This is a genomic window from Algibacter sp. TI.3.09 (assembly GCF_038154905.1).
GTDB lineage: Bacteria > Bacteroidota > Bacteroidia > Flavobacteriales > Flavobacteriaceae > Algibacter.
In genome coordinates this window covers 1,672,695-1,689,735 of record NZ_JBAKAN010000001.1, presented here as the reverse complement: position 1 = coordinate 1,689,735, position 17,041 = coordinate 1,672,695, and the positions used below count along the sequence as shown (strand labels likewise).

Below are 17,041 nucleotides of genomic sequence, written 5' to 3'. Positions count from 1 at the left end.
TTATTTCTTGCTTCAAAATTAAGAAACTTTAATGGTTTGCTACGTTACAATTATTACATAAGCTATTTAAGCTCTTTGTACATAATATACACGGCCATTAGAAGCACAAAAAAACCGAAGCTTTTTTTGAGTTTACTACTGCTAATAAATTTAGAAAAATAGTTGCCTAGAATAATTCCGAAAATGGATATACCCGTAAATGTTAAAAGGAAGGTCCATTCGATTTCTAATGTTTGCATATCTCCTGTAAACCCGATAAGGGAATTTATAGTGACAATGATTAATGAGGTTCCTACTGCTTTTTTCATGGGGATGTTAGCCCAAAGTACTAATGCCGGAACATATAGAAATCCGCCTCCCGCACCAATCAAACCTGTTATGGTACCTATAGTTAGCCCTTGTATAAAGGTTTTGTAATAAGGTTGGCTTGTTGTTGTAACAACGTCATCCGTTTTTCCTTTTTTAATCATGGAAATGGATGCTATGAGCATAATGATAGCAAAAAACACCATGATGCTCATGTCTTTGGTTAATGTAAAATCACCAATTTTAAATAAGGTTTCTGGAATATTTGGTACTAAATAACGACGTGATAAATACACGGCAATAAAGGATGGAAATGAAAAGGCTAGTCCGGTTTTTACATCTACTAAGCCCTCTTTAAATTTCTGTAAAGTGCCAACAAGTGAAGTTGTGCCAACAACAAATAAAGAATATGCCGTTGCAACAATAGGGTTGTAGCCTAATAAGTAGACTAATAAAGGGACAGTTAATATAGAGCCACCACCACCAATGAGTCCCAAAACGAGACCAACAATAAGAGCGCCTACATAACCTATAATTTGAGAACTTTCCATTTAGTGTGGGAGTTTACTTTTTAGTATACCGTAAATAAATGTACCAACTATGGCGGCCGCAATTACAATAAGCATGCTAGAAACGCCTGTGCCTAAAAGAATATACATAGGCCCAGGACATGCACCTATAAGTGCCCAACCTAAGCCAAAAATAATTCCGCCAACAATATAGCGAGTGATGCCGTTGTCTTTTTTAGGAACAAATATATCGGCGCCTTCTATACTTTTGATGTAACCTCTTTTTGATATTTGTAGAAACAAAATACCCGATATTACAGCCGTACCAATAATGCCGTACATGTGAAAGGATTGAAAACGGAACATTTCGTAAATGCGATACCATGAAACGGCTTCGGATTTTACTAATAGAATACCGAAGACAATGCCTACTAATAAGAATTTTATAAATTTCATAGTTAAAATATTAGAGGTAAAATAAGATTAGTCATTATTAATCCACCGATAAAAAAGCCAATTACGGCTATTAGTGATGGTTTTTGCAAGCTGCTTAGCCCTGTAATGGCATGGCCTGAAGTGCAGCCACCTGCATATCTGGTTCCTAAACCTACAAGTATACCTCCAATAATTAATATGATTAAAACTTTAGGTGATTTGAGTGCTTCGATACTGAAGAGCTCGTTTGGTAAAAGTGATGCGCCTGCATTTTGAAAGCCCATATTTTGAAGCTCGACAACCGTTTCTGGGTTTAAATCGATAAGTGTATCGTTTGATAAAAAGTGTGTTGCAATAAAGCCGCCTATAATAGCGCCTAGTACTACGGTAAGATTCCATAGTTGATCTCTCCAGTTGAATTTAAAAAAATCGGCAAATTTACCAGCTCCTCCAATAGCGCAAAGTGTACGCAGGTTGGATGACATACCGAAGGTTTTGCCAAAATAGAGTAGTAGTGCCATAACGATGGCTATTAATGGGCCTGATACATACCATGGCCAAGGGTTCAAAATTATTTCCATATTCTTTTATTTGGTGCAAAGGTATGGTCTTGGTGTAGTATGTTTTGTAATAAATGTTACTTTGAATTTTGTGTGTAGTTAAGTTGTTTTAAGGGAGTAGGTTAGAAGTGCGTGCAGCGGTTGCTTTACTCGTAAGACCTAGAAAATAGGTGAGAGGTTATAGAAACAAGAAGAAATAGGAGCGTAAATAAGAGAAAATAATGTGCTTATTTGATAGAGGTTTTTGTTGGCAGGTTTGCTTGCGCTAGGGATAGTAGTGAAAAGCCCACAGTATGCGCAATGGCAATTGCGCGTACGAGGACTTGCAGCGAATAGCCCGACCCTTTTCGGGTAGCGCCCAAATGTTTTATAGAATTTCTATTTTGTTACGACTTAGTTTTATTTTGTTTTCGTTTTCTAGCTGTTTTAAGAGTCTAGAAATTACAACGCGTGAGGTGTGGAGATCTTCGGATATGTCGAGATGTTTTACAATAATGGTTTTTGAGCCGCTGAGTTCTGCTTTGTTGAGTAGGTAGTTGTAGAGGCGTTGGTCCATTTTTAAAAAAGCCAGATTGTCTATGGTTTCGAGCATTTCGGTGAAGCGTGATTGGTAGCTTTCGAGTATAAAATTACGCCAGCTGTGGTTGCTATGGAACCAAATTTGCATGTTTGCTACAGGTATAAGTACGATGCTTGAGTTGCTTTCGGCCACGGCGCGAATTTTACTTTTTGAGGTGCCCATACAACAGGTAAGCGACATGGTGCAGGTTTCGCCGGCTTCGAGAAAGTATATTAAGAGTTCGTTACCATCGTTATCTTCACGTAATATTTTTATGTTTCCGCTTAGGAGTAGTGGTATATATTCTAGATTTTGATTGATATCGATTATAATATCATCTTTTTGAAAGGTTTTAAAACGTCCGACTTCTAAGATTTCGTTTATAATATCTTGATCTAGAGCGTTGCTGAATTTTTCTTTTAAGAGGGCTTTTTCCATATTCAAAAATAATAATAAAAAAAGTTAAAAAAAATTTGGTGGGCTTTTATTAAAAGATGTATATTTGCACCCACATAAAAACGGCCTCGTGGCGCAACTGAATAGCGCACTTGATTACGGCTCAAGAGGTTACTGGTTTGAATCCAGTCGAGGTCACGAAAAAATAAGCTTCCAAGAAATTGGGAGCTTTTTTTATGCGATAAATTTAAATTAATCTAACGCATTTTTAGTGACGTAAACACGCCAACCTATTATTGCTAATTGTAGTTTACTGGCTTTTGATAAATCGAGTTGTTTTTTAGAGTAACTTGGTAAGACTGCTTTGTTCACCTTTGCTAAAATTTTGAATATTTGCTTTTGCATCTATAACCTCTTTTTTTTTGTAAAAATAGTAAAACTTATTCTAGACTAAGTTTTACATGTTTTGTGGTTAGATACTTGTAAGGATTGTGATTATTAAATCTACTACAAGTTTTGCAAGAGTCATCATAATTGTTAGTTTTAAAGGGTTAGTGTTATACTCAGTTTTTCGATTGAGTTTTCAATATATATTTTTAGAGAAGTATTCTCCAAGTGATTTTAGGTAAATCGGTGAAATTGAATACGAATTTGTAAGTATAAGAATCGTTTTTGTTTTAATATTTGAGTGACTTGCTTTGCGTGTGTTTTGAATTGTGTGTAAAATGTGTTAATATGGTTTTAAATTAAAACTTTTCAAGGGGTTTTTGAGGGTGTATTTGAGAAACCAAGGGAGATTTGGTGTAAAACAAAACGGTTTTTAATGGTTTTGTCTTTTTTAAATTTTTTTAAAACAAAAAAAGACACTCATTGCTGAGTGCCTTAATTTTGAATTTATGGGTTGGGAGTTTATTTTTTTGTGGTAATTTCTATAACGCCATTTTTACCTTTATCACCGTATTTATCAGTAGCGTTTTTATTTTTTAAAACATTCATTGATTCTATGTTTTCTGTGTCAAGATTTTTTAAGTCTTCGTAATTTACTTCTTCGTTGTCAACATACACTAAAGGTTGTTTGTCTTTCGCTATTTCTAATTTATGTTGTGTTTTTTTTGTTTGAACAGAATTTGAGTTTTTTTGATTATTGTTCTTAGTCGTAATTTCTATAGCTCCATTTTCAGCTTTTTCTCCATATTTATCAATAGCAGATTTTCCTTTAAGTACATTAATAGATTTGATGTTTTCTGGATCTATTTTTTGGAAGTCAGCTTCTTTAATTTCTACGCGATCGACAATGTATAACTTTGCTTTTACTATTTTTACAAAAGGACTATTTTGGGAATCTGCTGTTCTGGTTTTTATTATTACAACACCATTATTAGCATTTTCACCATATTTCTTTGTGGCTTGTTCTTCTTTTATGATAGATATGGAGTTGATGGTTTGTTCGTCTAGTAAAGCAAGTTCTTTTTTAGTTATTGTTTTATCATCTAATATAAAAAGCGGCTCTTTATCATAATCGTTAACTAGTTTTTGTAAAACATTTGGCTTTTCATTAACATATATCGTGTCTTTAGTGGCGTGAATAACATTTTTATTTCTTTCAGACCTAACTTTCCACTGGCTTTGTTTTTTAGTGGTTATTAACATAACACCATTGTCTCCTTTGTTGCCATAAGCTTCCGTTGCAGCATTTCCTTTAAGTATGTTTATACTTTCAACATTGGAATGGTTTAGGAGCTCGAGTTTGATTTTGCTAGATGTTTTCCCATCTATTATAATAAGCGGATTATCGTCGTCTTCCAGTTTTAAAGTAACTCCGGAATCACTTTTACCTGTAATATTCTGTTCTTTAGTTTGAGCAATAACTTCTGTATTGAAATTAAAAATGAAGGTAAAAAGTAAGGGGATAATAAGGGTGTATTTAAATAAACTGATTTTTTTCGATTTTGATTTGTGTAACATAACGATTCGTTTTTTGATTAATGATGTGTGAAAATTATTGGTTAAAGCCATTTGATGAGATGGCAAGCTTGTTTTTAGTAAAGTGATTTGATACGTTTTTTTACAATCTATTTGATGTTGAGTTTCATTATCGGCTATAAATTCTAAATTTTGCTTTAATGCTTTGTTGTAAAACCATATAAACGGATTAAACCATAGTGCAATGCAACTAAGTTGTGTGAGTAAAACATCGATGGAATGTTTTTGATTGGAATGAATTTTTTCATGAATTAGAATCTGTTCTAACTCGGTGTTGTTAAAGTTATTTGGGTTAAAAACAATCCAGTTGAAAAACGAAAAAGGCGATATGTTTTTGTCCGTTTTAATATATGTGTATTTACCGTGTTTTTCTTTTTTACTTTTAGAAATAATTAAACTTAAAGAGGTAAGTTGTATTAAAAACCGAATAGAAAAACCGATGACTCCTAGTAAATAAATTATTGGTAAATAATCTAAAATATTAAATGGTGTTTCGATATTTTCGGAAACCTCCGTAGGGATATTATTAAAATTTGGTACGTCTACAGGAGTGTATTCAATATAAATTGGAATCACTAAAAAAGGCAACACAAATGCAGTTACAATACCGAGTATTAAAAACCATCTATTCTCATTAAAAAAGGTGTCACGTTGCAAAAATACTTTATAACATACATAGAAAATAGCTAATAAAGCAGATACTTTTAATAGGTATTCCATAATTAATTGTCTTTTTCAATGAGTTTAATAATCTCTTTAAGCTCGTCTACACTAATCTTTTCTTCTTTAGCAAAAAAGGATACCATGTTTTTGTAAGAGTTATTAAAATAGTTATTAATGGCGGTGTTCATAAAGCCTTTTCTATAATCTTCCTTAGAAACAATAGGGTAGTATTGATGAGTTTTTCCGTAGGCCGTGTATGCTACATATCCTTTTTCTTCTAAATTTCTAATTATAGTAGAAAGCGTATTGTAATGCGGTTTATCGTTTTTTATTTCAGCCAAGACATCCTTTACAAAAGCTTTTTCAAGCGTCCATAAAATATGCATTATTTCTTCTTCTTTGTTAGTTAGCTTTTCCATTATAAATTAAAATGTTAATTATCAGTAGTTTTCAAATGTATAACTATTTTTATAGTTATAAAACTAAAATAGTAGTTATTTAAATATTTTTTAAGTTTTCAAAAGTATTTGCTCTTAATTTTAGCCGAGAGGTGGTCTTTAATTTATCTGCTTACCTTATTGTTTAAAAAAACTTTTCCCTTTTAGCTTTTCAATTTTCAGTTTCAATTATCTTCGCAAAAAAATATAGTTATGAGTTTACTTTGGGTTATACTTGGTTTTATTTTATTGGTTGTTGGTGGCGAATTTTTGGTTCGTGCATCTGTAGCGTTATCTTTTAAGTTTAATATCTCCAAAATGGTAATTGGAATGACAGTGGTTTCTTTCGCAACATCGGCACCAGAGTTACTCGTAAGTTTACAAGCCGCCTTGTCTGGTTCGCCTGCCATTGCTATAACTAATGTTGTAGGTTCTAATATTGCAAATATTGGCTTGGTATTAGGCATCACGGCTATGGTAAGCGTTATTGCTGTAGATAAATCATTTTATAAGCTTAATTGGCCTGTGATGATGGTGTTCTCTATAGTACTGTATTATTTTCTGAAAAACGATAACGTATTGTCGGGAATAGAAGGAGGTATTCTGTTTGCAGGACTTATCGTGTTTTTAATATATTTAATAAGAAACGCCAAAAAAGATACAGCTTCAGATGAGGTTGATGATACTTTGGCAACTGTTTCTAATTTTAAAATAGGGTTATGGCTGTTAATTGGAGCAGCAGCACTTTACTTTGGTAGTGAATGGCTAGTAGAAGGCGCTAAAGCTATAGCAGTTTCTATAGGGGTTTCCGAGGCTGTAATAGGCGTATCGCTTATCGCAATTGGTACAAGTGTACCAGAATTAGCAGCATCGGTTATTGCAGCAGCTAAACAAGAAAAAGCTATTTCTTTAGGGAATTTAATTGGCTCTAATATTTTTAATATTGCATCGGTTTTAGGTTTAACAGCTATGATAAAACCAATTCCGGTAACAGAACCCTCTATATTAAGTACAGATATTTTCTGGATGCTTGGTTTTTCTGCTATTTTAATTCCGTTAATATTTTTACCAAAACGTTTGCAGATTAGCCGATTAAAAGGCTTTGCGCTAGTTGTTGGTTATGGTGTTTTTATGTTTTTGGTATTTACCGGAAAATAGATTTTTTGTAGTATGATTAAAATAGAACAAGCAACAGTTAAAGACGCACAATTAATTGCTAAAGTTGGACGTCAAACCTTTTTAGAATCTCATGGACATAGTGCTTCGGAAAGTGATATTAAAACTTTTGTTGATAAAGCGTATCAAGAGCAAGCTATAGCTGAAGAGTTTAAAAACGAAAACGTTCAATATTATATTATTTCTTTTGAAGGTGAAATTGCTGGCTTTTCAAAAATAGAGATTAATGCAATAAGCCCTTGGGTTAATGAGTCTGCTGTTACTAAACTCGATCGACTTTATTTATTGGAGGCCTTTCATGATAAAAAGCTAGGAGTAGAGCTCTTTAATTATATCATTGAAACCTCTAAGCAGTATAATCAAAAAGGAATTTGGTTAGCTGTTTGGGTCGAAAACTTGAAAGCCATAAAATTCTACACAAAAAATGAGTTTAAAATTGTTGGCGATTACGATTTTAAACTTTCCGATACCCGTACTAACCCTAACCATATTATGTTTAAGGCGTATTAATTTTTTCTTTATTTTGAATATTTAAGCAGTAAATTATCCCGAAAAACCTGAGGTTTTCTGCTCTTTAGACATCTATAATAGTTAGATTTGTAACTTCAAAATTGATACATGGTACATTCTTTAGAAGCATTAAAATCTGGACAATTAATAGGTTCGAAAACATTAAAATTAGCTTGTGGTTTAGAAACGTTTCCGGAAGAAATTATATCGCTTTCCGAGACTTTAGAGGTTTTAGATTTATCAGATAATAAATTGACTTCTTTACCCGAAAGTATCGCTCGGCTTAAGCATTTAAGAATTATATTTTTTGCAAGAAATAACTTTACGGAATTTCCAAGCATACTTGCAAAATGCCCTAATTTGAATATGATTGGTTTTAAATCTAATCAAATTAAAACAGTGCCAGAGCAAGCATTTCCACCACTATTAAATTGGTTGATTTTAACCGATAATAAAATTGAAAAACTTCCGAAGAGTATTGGAGATTGTACGTTGCTTCAAAAATGCGCTTTAGCAGGAAATTTAATTGAAGAATTACCTATTGAGATGAAAGCTTGTATGAATCTTGAACTCATTCGGTTTTCGGCTAATAAATTAAAATCGATTCCAGATTGGTTTTTTGAGTTGCCAAAATTAAGTTGGGTAGCTTTTGGAGGTAATCCTGCTGCTGCTGCTAAAATAGAATTACAGCCCGATTTTGAGGCTTTTGATTGGAACGATTTTTCTGTTAAAGAATTATTAGGAGAAGGCGCTTCTGGATTTATTTCTAAAGCTTTTTGGAAATCGAAAAATAAAGACATCGCAATTAAAGTATTTAAAGGCGATGTTACTAGCGATGGTTTACCAGACGATGAAATGGCTATTTCTATTTCAGCTGGTGCTCATGAGAATTTAATTCCTGTTTTAGGAAAAATTAAAAATCATCCGGAAGATAAAATAGGTTTAATAATGACGTTGATCTCTCCAGATTACGTCAATTTAGGAAATCCACCAAGTTTACAAACTTGTACACGAGATGTGTTTGATGAAACTTCTGTTTTTAATGCAGATGAGTTATTGAAAATTGCAAAAAGCATGGCTTCGGTTTGCCAGCAGTTACATAAAAAAGGTATTAACCATGGTGATTTGTATGCGCATAATATATTAGTGAATGCATCGGCAGATTGCCTTTTGGGTGATTTTGGGGCAGCCTCTTTTTACGATGTTAATTCTGGGCTTGCTTATGCTGTTGAGCGTGTAGAAGTGCGCGCTTATGCTTGTTTAGTAGAAGATGTGTTAGGTCTTGTTCGTGAAAATGACATGAATACTGAACTTCTCGTAAAATGGCGAAAATTAATCGCTGATTGTACAGATGTAAATGTGAAATCTAGACCTGGGTTTTCTGAGATTTTAGAGGTTCTGAAAGTATTCTAAATTTTTTTATTTAGAATTGAAGGTTAACTCCAATTTGTCCTGGTGCAAAAGATAAATCCCAATTTACCTTTTTATTTTTGTTATTGTATTTTTGATCGTATCTAGAGTCTAAATATTTATCGATAGACTCTACAATTAAAATACTCATTACTGTACCAAGGGCGACATCGGAAAACCAATGTTTACTTATTACTATTCTTGTAAATCCAGGAATACTACCAATAGTATAAATACCTGCTTTTACCCACGGACTCTTAAATTGTTTGGCAATGGCGTAAGCGTTTGCAAAGGATAAGATGGTGTGGCCTGAGAAGAAGGAATCGTAATTATTAACTTTTTTTAATGTCAAGGGGTCAAAACCATTTGCTGATTCTCCAGTTAATGGTCTCGCTCTTCCTAGAACGCGCACGGTTACTTGCTGTAAAAATCCGCCTGTAATTGTGGAAGCTAGCATTAAAACGCCTGTTCTTCTAATTTTTTCATTTTTAATGAATAACCCTGTAAAGTATACAGCGCCACTAAGGCTATAGTTCCCCTCAGGGTTAGCTGTTTTTCCGCCAAAATGTAGCACGTTGTTAGGAATAGCACTTCGAAAACCATCAGACCAATGGTCTATTTCATCATCTGCAAGCGTTAATAGAGCTGTTCCTGCAGCTATTCCTGCAAAGTCTATCCATTGTTTACCTTTCCATTTTGTAGGTCTACTAAAAGCATAACCAACACCTTTTCCAACACTACCCATATCGTATTTAAAGGTTTGCCAGATGGTTTGCTCTCCAGATGATTCCGGTGTGGTTTGTCCGTTCATGAAGTTTGAACAGAATAATAAAAAGATAATAAGTACTTTATTCATACAATTAATGGTGTTGGTAGGTAATTGAAATTATCTACCTGAAATGGGCGTGCAAATATATATTAATATCTTATTTAGGACTAATATATGTGTCTGTATTAATGATTTCATGGCATATATATAGATATAGTCTGTTTAAATTGTTGGTTTATTATGAGCAAATAGTGTATTAAAGCAAGTACGGATAATAAATTATGGAGAAGAGTAAGGAAGCAAGAGTAGGTGGGTTTTCTCGCTAAGTTAAAGCCTTGGCGGGAATTTGCGTTAGGGATTGATGCGGCATCCTTTTTTGTGCGAGCGTTATTGTTGTAGGTAGTACCGACGTTTTGTGTTAGCCTCTAAGCTGTAAGTAGTTTTAAACCGTAGTGGCACAAATAAAGATATAGCGGAAAGCCCGAAAACTAAATAAATTATAAAATAAAAGCGCTAACAAATAAATGTTAGCGCTTATATTATGAACAAAATGTTATGCTATGTGAATTATACTTTTGCAGATTTAACTGTTTTCACAATTCTTGCTGCAATTTTGTATGGATCAGCGTTTGAAGCAGGACGTCTGTCTTCTAACCAGCCTTTCCAGCCTTTTTCTACTGCGATTAAAGGAATACGGATTGATGCACCTCTATCTGAAATTCCCCAAGAGAAATCTGTAATAGCTGCAGTTTCGTGTAAACCTGTTAAACGTTGGTCGTTAAACTCACCGTAAACAGCAATGTGTTCTTTTACTACTGGGCGGAACGCCTCGCAAATTGCTGCGTAAACTTCTTTGTCTCCACATGTTCTTAAAACATTGTTTGAGAAGTTTGCGTGCATACCAGAACCATTCCAATCCATATCTTTACCTAATGGTTTTGGGTGGTACTCGATGTAGTAACCATATTTTTCTGTTAAACGGTCTAATAAATATCTTGAAATCCAAAGTTCGTCACCAGCTAATTTAGCGCCTTTTGCGAATAATTGGTACTCCCATTGTCCTGAAGCAACCTCTTGGTTAATACCTTCGAAGTTTAAACCTGCTGCGATACATAAATCTGCATGCTCTTCAACGAAATCTCTACCGTGTGTGTTTTTACCACCAACAGAGCAGTAATACATACCTTGTGGAGCAGGATAACCACCTACAGGGAAACCTAAAGGTAATTGTGTTTTATTATCCATAATGAAATACTCTTGCTCGAAACCGAACCAGAAATCATTATCATCATCATCAATAGTAGCTCTACCATTAGATACGTGTGGCGTTCCATCAGCATTCATAACTTCAGTCATAACTAAATAACCGTTGATACGATCTGGATCTGGGTAGATTGCAACAGGAACTAATAAACAGTCTGACGATCCGCCTTCTGCTTGTCTAGTAGACGATCCATCAAAAGACCAATTTCCTATTTCTTCTAATGTACCTTTGAAGTCTTCATGCTCTTCAACTTTAGTTTTACTTCTTAAGTTTTGAGTAGGATGGTAACCATCTAACCAAAGGTATTCTAATTTAATTTTTGCCATAATGAATATTTTATAATTGAAATATTGATAATAATATCACAAATATATATTTTTAAGTTTTTACTACGAATTTATTAGGGGTGTTTTAACAAAGAGGTGACTTGTTTTTATTTATACCCTACTTTTTTGAGGATTATTTTAAAAAAAGTTGATTATTTATTGAAAATACTGAAAAAGTGTTAATAATATATTTAGGGTTTTTACGGAATTCTTGATTTTGGTGCCTATTTTTGCTCGAAAGTTTAATACTGATGTTTAGAATTAAATTTTTTATGAGTTATATTGAAGAATTATTAGAAAATATAAAACTGCTTTAGAAAATGTCTACACTTAGATTTCATGCCGTAAAAGAATCGTTGGCCTATAAACCTGTGCATATTGAGGAAAAGGAAAGACGATCGGATTTATTTGGTAAAAATGTGTTTAACGAAAACACCATGCGCCAATATTTAACCAAAGATGCTTTTAATGGCGTTATGAATGCTATCAGTCATGGTAAAAAAATAGACAGAAGTATTGCCGATCAAGTATCGTCTTCTATGAAAGATTGGGCGTTATCTAAAGGAGTTACACATTATACGCATTGGTTTCAGCCATTAACAGGAGCGACTGCCGAAAAGCACGATGCTTTTTTTGAAACTATTGGAGGTGGTATGGCTATTGAGAAATTTGGTGGCGACCAATTGGTACAGCAAGAGCCAGATGCTTCTAGTTTCCCGAATGGAGGTATTAGAAATACCTTTGAAGCTCGTGGTTATACGGCTTGGGATCCTACATCACCAGCTTTTATTTACCAAACTACACTTTGTATACCAACTATTTTTGTGGCGTATACAGGTGAAGCGCTAGATTTTAAAACACCTCTTTTACGCGCACTGAATGCAGTAGATACTGCAGCTACGGCTGTATGTCGCTATTTTGATAAAAACGTAAAAAAAGTAACCAGTTCTCTCGGTTGGGAGCAGGAGTATTTTTTAATAGATAAAATGTTGGCTGCTAGCCGTCCAGATATTACACTAACTGGGCGTACTATGCTTGGGCATTCGGCTGCAAAAGGGCAACAGTTAGACGACCACTATTTTGGATCGATACCTAACAGAGCCTTAAATTTTATGCGCGAGCTAGAAACGGAGTGTATGCTTTTGGGAATCCCGGTGAAAACAAGGCATAACGAAGTGGCGCCTAATCAATTTGAATTGGCTCCTATTTATGAAGAAGCGAATTTAGCAGTAGATCACAATTCTCTTTTAATGGATTTAATGGGGCGTGTAGCGTCTCGACATAATTTTAAAGTGCTCTTTCACGAAAAACCATTTGCGGGAATGAATGGTTCTGGAAAGCATAACAACTGGTCACTTTCTACAGATACTGGAGTGAATTTGTTGGGGCCAGGAAAAACACCAATGAGTAATTTACAGTTTCTTACCTTTTTTATAAATACTATTAAAGCGGTTTATAAACATGAAGCACTTTTGCGTGCCTCTGTGGCATCGGCAAGTAACGACCATCGTTTGGGAGCTAGTGAAGCGCCACCAGCTATTATGTCGGTGTTTATTGGTGAGCAACTTACTAAGGTTTTAGATGAACTTGAAGGGGTTACAAAAGGAAAATTATCTCCACAAGAAAAAACAGAACTTAAGCTTAATGTGATAGGTAAAATTCCTGATGTTTTACTTGATAATACGGATAGAAACAGAACATCGTCTTTTGCTTTTACAGGCAATAAGTTTGAATTTAGAGCAGTAGGATCTACCGCAAACTGTGGTAACCCGATGACGGTTTTAAACACCATTGTAGCAAAACAGTTAAAAGATTTTAAAGTTGAAGTTGATGCTTTAATCAATAAAAAAGATTTAAAAAAGGATGAAGCTGTTTTTAATGTTTTGCGAGAATATATAAAGGATACTAAAGCTATTTTATTTGAAGGAAATGGATATGGTAAGCCTTGGGAGGTTGAGGCTAAAAAACGAGGATTGAGTCATAATAAGACAACTCCGGAAGCTTTAACTGCTAAAATATCTCAACAAACCATCGATTTATTTGAAGAAATGAATGTTATGACTAAAGTGGAAACTCAAGCGCGTTACGAAATTGAGATGGAAGCTTACAGCAAGCACATACAAATAGAAGGTCGTGTTTTGGGCGATATTGCTCGAAACCATATTGTGCCAACAGCAATTAAATATCAAAATATTTTAATTAGAAACGTTCGTGGATTAAAAGAGATTTTTGAAGAAAAATATCATGATGTCTCTAAAGAGCAAGTGCTTTTAATTGAAGAAATTTCGAATCATATAGAAGGTATTAACGCAAATGTTACCAAAATGGTAGATCAGCGTCGAAAAGCAAATGCCATTGAAGATATTGAAAAACGTGCTTTAGCTTATGCGAAAAAAGTAAAACCGCTGTTTGATGATATTAGGTATCATTGTGATAAATTAGAAATGTTGGTTGATGATGAAATTTGGCCATTAACGAAGTATCGCGAATTATTATTTACACGATAATTAAAATACAATTCGTTTTTTAGTTGAAAAGAGATAAATGCAAGGTTTAAAACTTTTCTTTTATTTAGTTTTTACTAAAAAAGAATAGAGAATTGAAAATAATAAAGGGTTTAACCCATAAAATATTAAAACTTCTAAAATCCTGCTTTAAAAAAGTGGGGTTTTTTCATTCAAAAAAGTAAATTTGCAACACAATAGAATATTATGAGTCAAGAAGTTTCAAAACGATACGCACAACGAGGAGTTTCAGCATCAAAAGAAGATGTTCACAACGCTATTAAAAATATAGACAAAGGTTTGTTTCCGCAGGCCTTCTGTAAAATAGTTCCTGATTATTTAACTAATGATGAAGATTATTGCTTAGTAATGCATGCAGATGGCGCAGGTACAAAATCGTCGTTGGCTTATATGTATTGGAAAGAAACCGGAGATGTTTCGGTTTGGAAAGGTATTGCTCAAGATGCGTTAATAATGAATATTGACGATTTATTGTGTATTGGCGCTACAGATAACATTATGTTATCTTCTACTATTGGTAGAAACAAAAGCTTAATTCCAGGAGAAGTGCTTTCGGCTATTATAAATGGTACCGAAGAACTTTTGGAAGATTTAAAATCTTTTGGAGTAACCATACATTCTACAGGTGGTGAAACTGCCGATGTTGGAGATTTAGTGAGAACCATAATTGTAGATTCTACCGTAACAGCACGTATGAAACGTAGTGATGTTATAGATAATGCCAACATAAAAGCTGGAGATGTAATTGTAGGTTTAGAAAGTTTTGGACAAGCCACTTACGAGAAAAGCTATAATGGCGGTATGGGAAGTAATGGTTTAACTTCTGCAAGACACGATGTGTTTAGTAAGTATTTAGCCGAAAAATATCCTGAAAGTTTTGATGCCGCAGTACCTGAAGATCTTGTGTATTCTGGTGGTGTAAAATTAACAGATGCTGTAGAGAATTCTCCAATAGATGCTGGTAAACTTGTATTATCACCAACAAGAACTTATGCTCCAATTATAAAGAAGATTTTATCAACGTTTAAAAGTGATAAAGTACATGGTATGGTACATTGTTCTGGTGGAGCACAAACTAAAATTCTTCATTTTGTAAATCAATTTCATATTGTAAAAGATAATTTATTCCCAATTCCACCGCTTTTCAAATTGATACAAGAGCAATCTAAAACAGATTGGAAAGAAATGTACCAAGTATTTAACTGTGGTCATAGAATGGAATTGTACGTAACACCAGAAATAGCAGAAGATATTATTGCTATATCTAAATCGTTTAACGTCGATGCTAAAATTATTGGTAGAGTAGAGGCTTCTGAAACTAAAAAATTAACAATAAATAGTGAGTTTGGAGAGTTTGTATATTAATAACTAATATTTAATATTTTTTCCATGGAGTCGAAAAAAGTTATTTTCGGAGTTACAGCTTTGCTCGTTTTGGCAAATTTGCTAACCATAACTTTTTTTGATTTAGAAGGCATGCGCAACATAAGGCTTATTAGCAGTTCTTCCTTCCTTATTCTATTTGTTTTGTTGAAAGGTTATAAAAACATATTCCTATTGCTTGCGCTTATTAGTTTAGTTTTTGCCGATTTTTTTATACATTTTTTTGAAACCTTGTTTTACGCCCGTTTAACTCTTGTTTTTAGAGGGCTTGCAGCTATATGTGTTTGTCTAGATGTTTTACCTAAAATAATTCGTTTAAAATATAATGTTTCTACTACTTTGGTGTTCTTTGTTGTAGCCTTATTGCATGTGTTTTTACTTTTTAAGTTATTAAACTTAACTCAAGTCACGTCAAAAGATTCATCATTAACTGTGGTTGCGCTTTTTTATGGTGCACTTCAAATATTTTTAGCCATACTAGCATTTGCTTACAGTTATGGTTATTCAACTGTAAAAGCTAGGTATTACGTGGTTTTTGTATACGGCGTTGCCATTTCTAATGTTTTAACATCGACGGGATATTTTTTAGGTTTTGATTTTTTATTTTATGTTTCTAGACCGTTATATGTTTTAGGTTTAGGTGCTTTGCTCGTTTATAGCGTAGTCGAATTTAAAATTATTAAGCCACTTGAAATATAATTCTTAAATATTCGTTAAAATGGTACAATTATTGATGCTTTGTGTAATTTTAAAAAATACCCTAATATAATCATGAAAAATTCTTTCTTAATTATTGCTTGTCTCCTTTTTCAATGTATTCATGCTCAGCCCGATTCTTTATTCTTAAAGGTAGCTAAGCCAAAATATGATGGTCCGCAATGGCAGCAAAAAAATAAAGCAACTTTCGATTTAAGTGAAGTCGCTTTTGTTAACTGGAATTCAGGTGGTAGTAATTCAATCTCCGGTTTAGTTGGTTTTGAGACTAGTGCTAATTATAGCGATAAGTATTTTTCATGGAGAAACGATGCGCGTATGCGTTACGGTATAAACAAGCAACAATCTAGAGAGCTTAGAAAAACCGACGATTTAATCGAAATCAATTCGAGTATGGGATTTAAACCAGATTTAAAATCTAACTGGTTTTATTCAGCTCAATTAAATTTTAGAACACAGTTAACCAATGGATATAGTTACCCAAACACAGACAATCCTATATCTCGACTAATGGCGCCAGGTTATTTGTTTTTGGGTGGAGGTATGGAGTACGGTAAAAATATTGAAAAAATGTCATTTTATTTTTCACCACTTACCTTAAAAGCCACCTTTGTTTTAGATGAAGATTTAGCAAACGCAGGAGCTTTTGGTGTTACTCCGGCTGTTTACGATTCTGAAGGTTTATTAATTCGTGAAGGCGAACAAACCCGGAGAGAGGTTGGTGTTTTAATAACTAACAGTTATGAGATGGAGCTAGTCGAAAACATAACCGTTAAAAACCAATTGAGCATGTATTCTGATTACGTTAATAACTTCGGAAATGTAGACGTAGATTGGAGTGTGGATTTTGATTTTAAGGTTAACAGTTTTATTAGAGCAACTTTAGGCTCACATTTAAGGTATGATGATGATGTTAAAACATCTATTGAAACAGATGTTGAAGGCGAAACTGAAGAAGCCGGTGCAAAAGTGCAATGGAAACAGTTTTTAGGTGTTGGTTTTGCTGTAGATTTTTAAATCGAGAACTCAGACCTTTTATTAGTAAGGTGTTTTAATTGATATTTTGTTTTCAATTTACTACAAAATTACGTGTTATTTTACGAAATTGATTTTTTA

16 protein-coding genes and 1 tRNA gene are annotated in these 17,041 nt (G+C 33.7%); 8 read left to right on the top strand and 9 right to left on the bottom strand.

Annotation, left to right across the window (positions count from 1 at the left end; all coding sequences use genetic code 11):
- Positions 1 to 62: 62 nt before the first annotated feature.
- The 4 genes from V6246_RS06685 to V6246_RS06670 form a co-directional block, all read right to left on the bottom strand.
- On the bottom strand, positions 63 to 857 hold the full coding sequence (locus V6246_RS06685) for a sulfite exporter TauE/SafE family protein (protein ID WP_341559711.1): 795 nt from the start codon (positions 855 to 857) through the stop codon (positions 63 to 65).
- Complete coding sequence (locus tag V6246_RS06680; RefSeq protein ID WP_341559710.1) at positions 858 to 1,271, bottom strand: DUF6691 family protein; 414 nt, start codon at positions 1,269 to 1,271, stop codon at positions 858 to 860.
- A 2-nt stretch (positions 1,272 to 1,273) separates the two neighbouring features.
- A complete protein-coding gene (locus V6246_RS06675) occupies positions 1,274 to 1,831 on the bottom strand; it encodes a YeeE/YedE family protein (protein ID WP_341559709.1) in 558 nt (185 codons plus the stop codon).
- 346 nt (positions 1,832 to 2,177) lie between these two features.
- Entirely contained in the window at positions 2,178 to 2,807 is a 630-nt protein-coding gene (locus V6246_RS06670) for a Crp/Fnr family transcriptional regulator (RefSeq protein WP_341559708.1), read from the bottom strand.
- An 82-nt stretch (positions 2,808 to 2,889) separates the two neighbouring features.
- Between V6246_RS06670 and V6246_RS06665 the strand changes: the two genes are divergently transcribed.
- Positions 2,890 to 2,963, top strand: a tRNA-Arg gene (locus V6246_RS06665).
- A 54-nt stretch (positions 2,964 to 3,017) separates the two neighbouring features.
- On the opposite strand, the gene V6246_RS06660 is transcribed toward V6246_RS06665, so the two are convergent.
- The 3 genes from V6246_RS06660 to V6246_RS06650 all read right to left on the bottom strand — a co-directional run bounded on the left by V6246_RS06660 (position 3,018) and on the right by V6246_RS06650 (position 5,830).
- A complete protein-coding gene (locus tag V6246_RS06660; protein WP_074938075.1) occupies positions 3,018 to 3,170 on the bottom strand; it encodes an SsrA-binding protein in 153 nt (50 codons plus the stop codon).
- 504 nt (positions 3,171 to 3,674) lie between these two features.
- Positions 3,675 to 5,468, bottom strand: coding sequence for a M56 family metallopeptidase (locus V6246_RS06655; protein WP_341559707.1), 1,794 nt, complete (start codon positions 5,466 to 5,468; stop codon positions 3,675 to 3,677).
- Positions 5,469 to 5,470: 2 nt separating this feature from the next.
- A complete protein-coding gene (locus V6246_RS06650) occupies positions 5,471 to 5,830 on the bottom strand; it encodes a BlaI/MecI/CopY family transcriptional regulator (protein ID WP_341559706.1) in 360 nt (119 codons plus the stop codon).
- 231 nt (positions 5,831 to 6,061) lie between these two features.
- Between V6246_RS06650 and V6246_RS06645 the strand changes: the two genes are divergently transcribed.
- The 3 genes from V6246_RS06645 (at position 6,062) to V6246_RS06635 (ending at position 8,947) form a co-directional block, all read left to right on the top strand.
- Entirely contained in the window at positions 6,062 to 7,006 is a 945-nt protein-coding gene (locus tag V6246_RS06645; RefSeq protein WP_341559705.1) for a calcium/sodium antiporter, read from the top strand.
- Between the two features lie 12 nt (positions 7,007 to 7,018).
- The gene (locus tag V6246_RS06640; RefSeq protein WP_341559704.1) at positions 7,019 to 7,534 is read left to right on the top strand and encodes a GNAT family N-acetyltransferase; all 516 of its coding nucleotides are present in this window, start codon (positions 7,019 to 7,021) and stop codon (positions 7,532 to 7,534) included.
- Positions 7,535 to 7,642: 108 nt separating this feature from the next.
- Positions 7,643 to 8,947 (top strand): leucine-rich repeat-containing protein kinase family protein, encoded by a 1,305-nt coding sequence (locus V6246_RS06635; protein ID WP_341559703.1) that lies wholly within the window; start codon positions 7,643 to 7,645, stop codon positions 8,945 to 8,947.
- Between the two features lie 10 nt (positions 8,948 to 8,957).
- Here the strand turns inward: V6246_RS06635 and V6246_RS06630 are convergent, their stop codons facing one another.
- Positions 8,958 to 9,800, bottom strand: coding sequence for a phosphatase PAP2 family protein (locus V6246_RS06630; RefSeq protein ID WP_341559702.1), 843 nt, complete (start codon positions 9,798 to 9,800; stop codon positions 8,958 to 8,960).
- Between the two features lie 480 nt (positions 9,801 to 10,280).
- Complete coding sequence (locus V6246_RS06625; protein WP_042497348.1) at positions 10,281 to 11,303, bottom strand: glutamine synthetase beta-grasp domain-containing protein; 1,023 nt, start codon at positions 11,301 to 11,303, stop codon at positions 10,281 to 10,283.
- A 320-nt stretch (positions 11,304 to 11,623) separates the two neighbouring features.
- Here V6246_RS06625 and V6246_RS06620 point away from each other — a divergent pair, with 320 nt between their 5' ends.
- The 4 genes from V6246_RS06620 to V6246_RS06605 all read left to right on the top strand — a co-directional run bounded on the left by V6246_RS06620 (position 11,624) and on the right by V6246_RS06605 (position 16,942).
- Positions 11,624 to 13,810, top strand: coding sequence for a glutamine synthetase III family protein (locus V6246_RS06620; RefSeq protein ID WP_341559701.1), 2,187 nt, complete (start codon positions 11,624 to 11,626; stop codon positions 13,808 to 13,810).
- Positions 13,811 to 14,014: 204 nt separating this feature from the next.
- Positions 14,015 to 15,193 (top strand): AIR synthase related protein, encoded by a 1,179-nt coding sequence (locus tag V6246_RS06615; RefSeq protein WP_159017818.1) that lies wholly within the window; start codon positions 14,015 to 14,017, stop codon positions 15,191 to 15,193.
- Between the two features lie 24 nt (positions 15,194 to 15,217).
- Positions 15,218 to 15,910 (top strand): hypothetical protein, encoded by a 693-nt coding sequence (locus V6246_RS06610; RefSeq protein ID WP_341559700.1) that lies wholly within the window; start codon positions 15,218 to 15,220, stop codon positions 15,908 to 15,910.
- A 72-nt stretch (positions 15,911 to 15,982) separates the two neighbouring features.
- Positions 15,983 to 16,942 carry a DUF3078 domain-containing protein gene (locus V6246_RS06605; RefSeq protein WP_159017816.1) on the top strand — a complete coding sequence of 320 codons (960 nt, stop codon included), beginning with the start codon at positions 15,983 to 15,985 and terminating at the stop codon, positions 16,940 to 16,942.
- Positions 16,943 to 17,041: the final 99 nt, after the last annotated feature.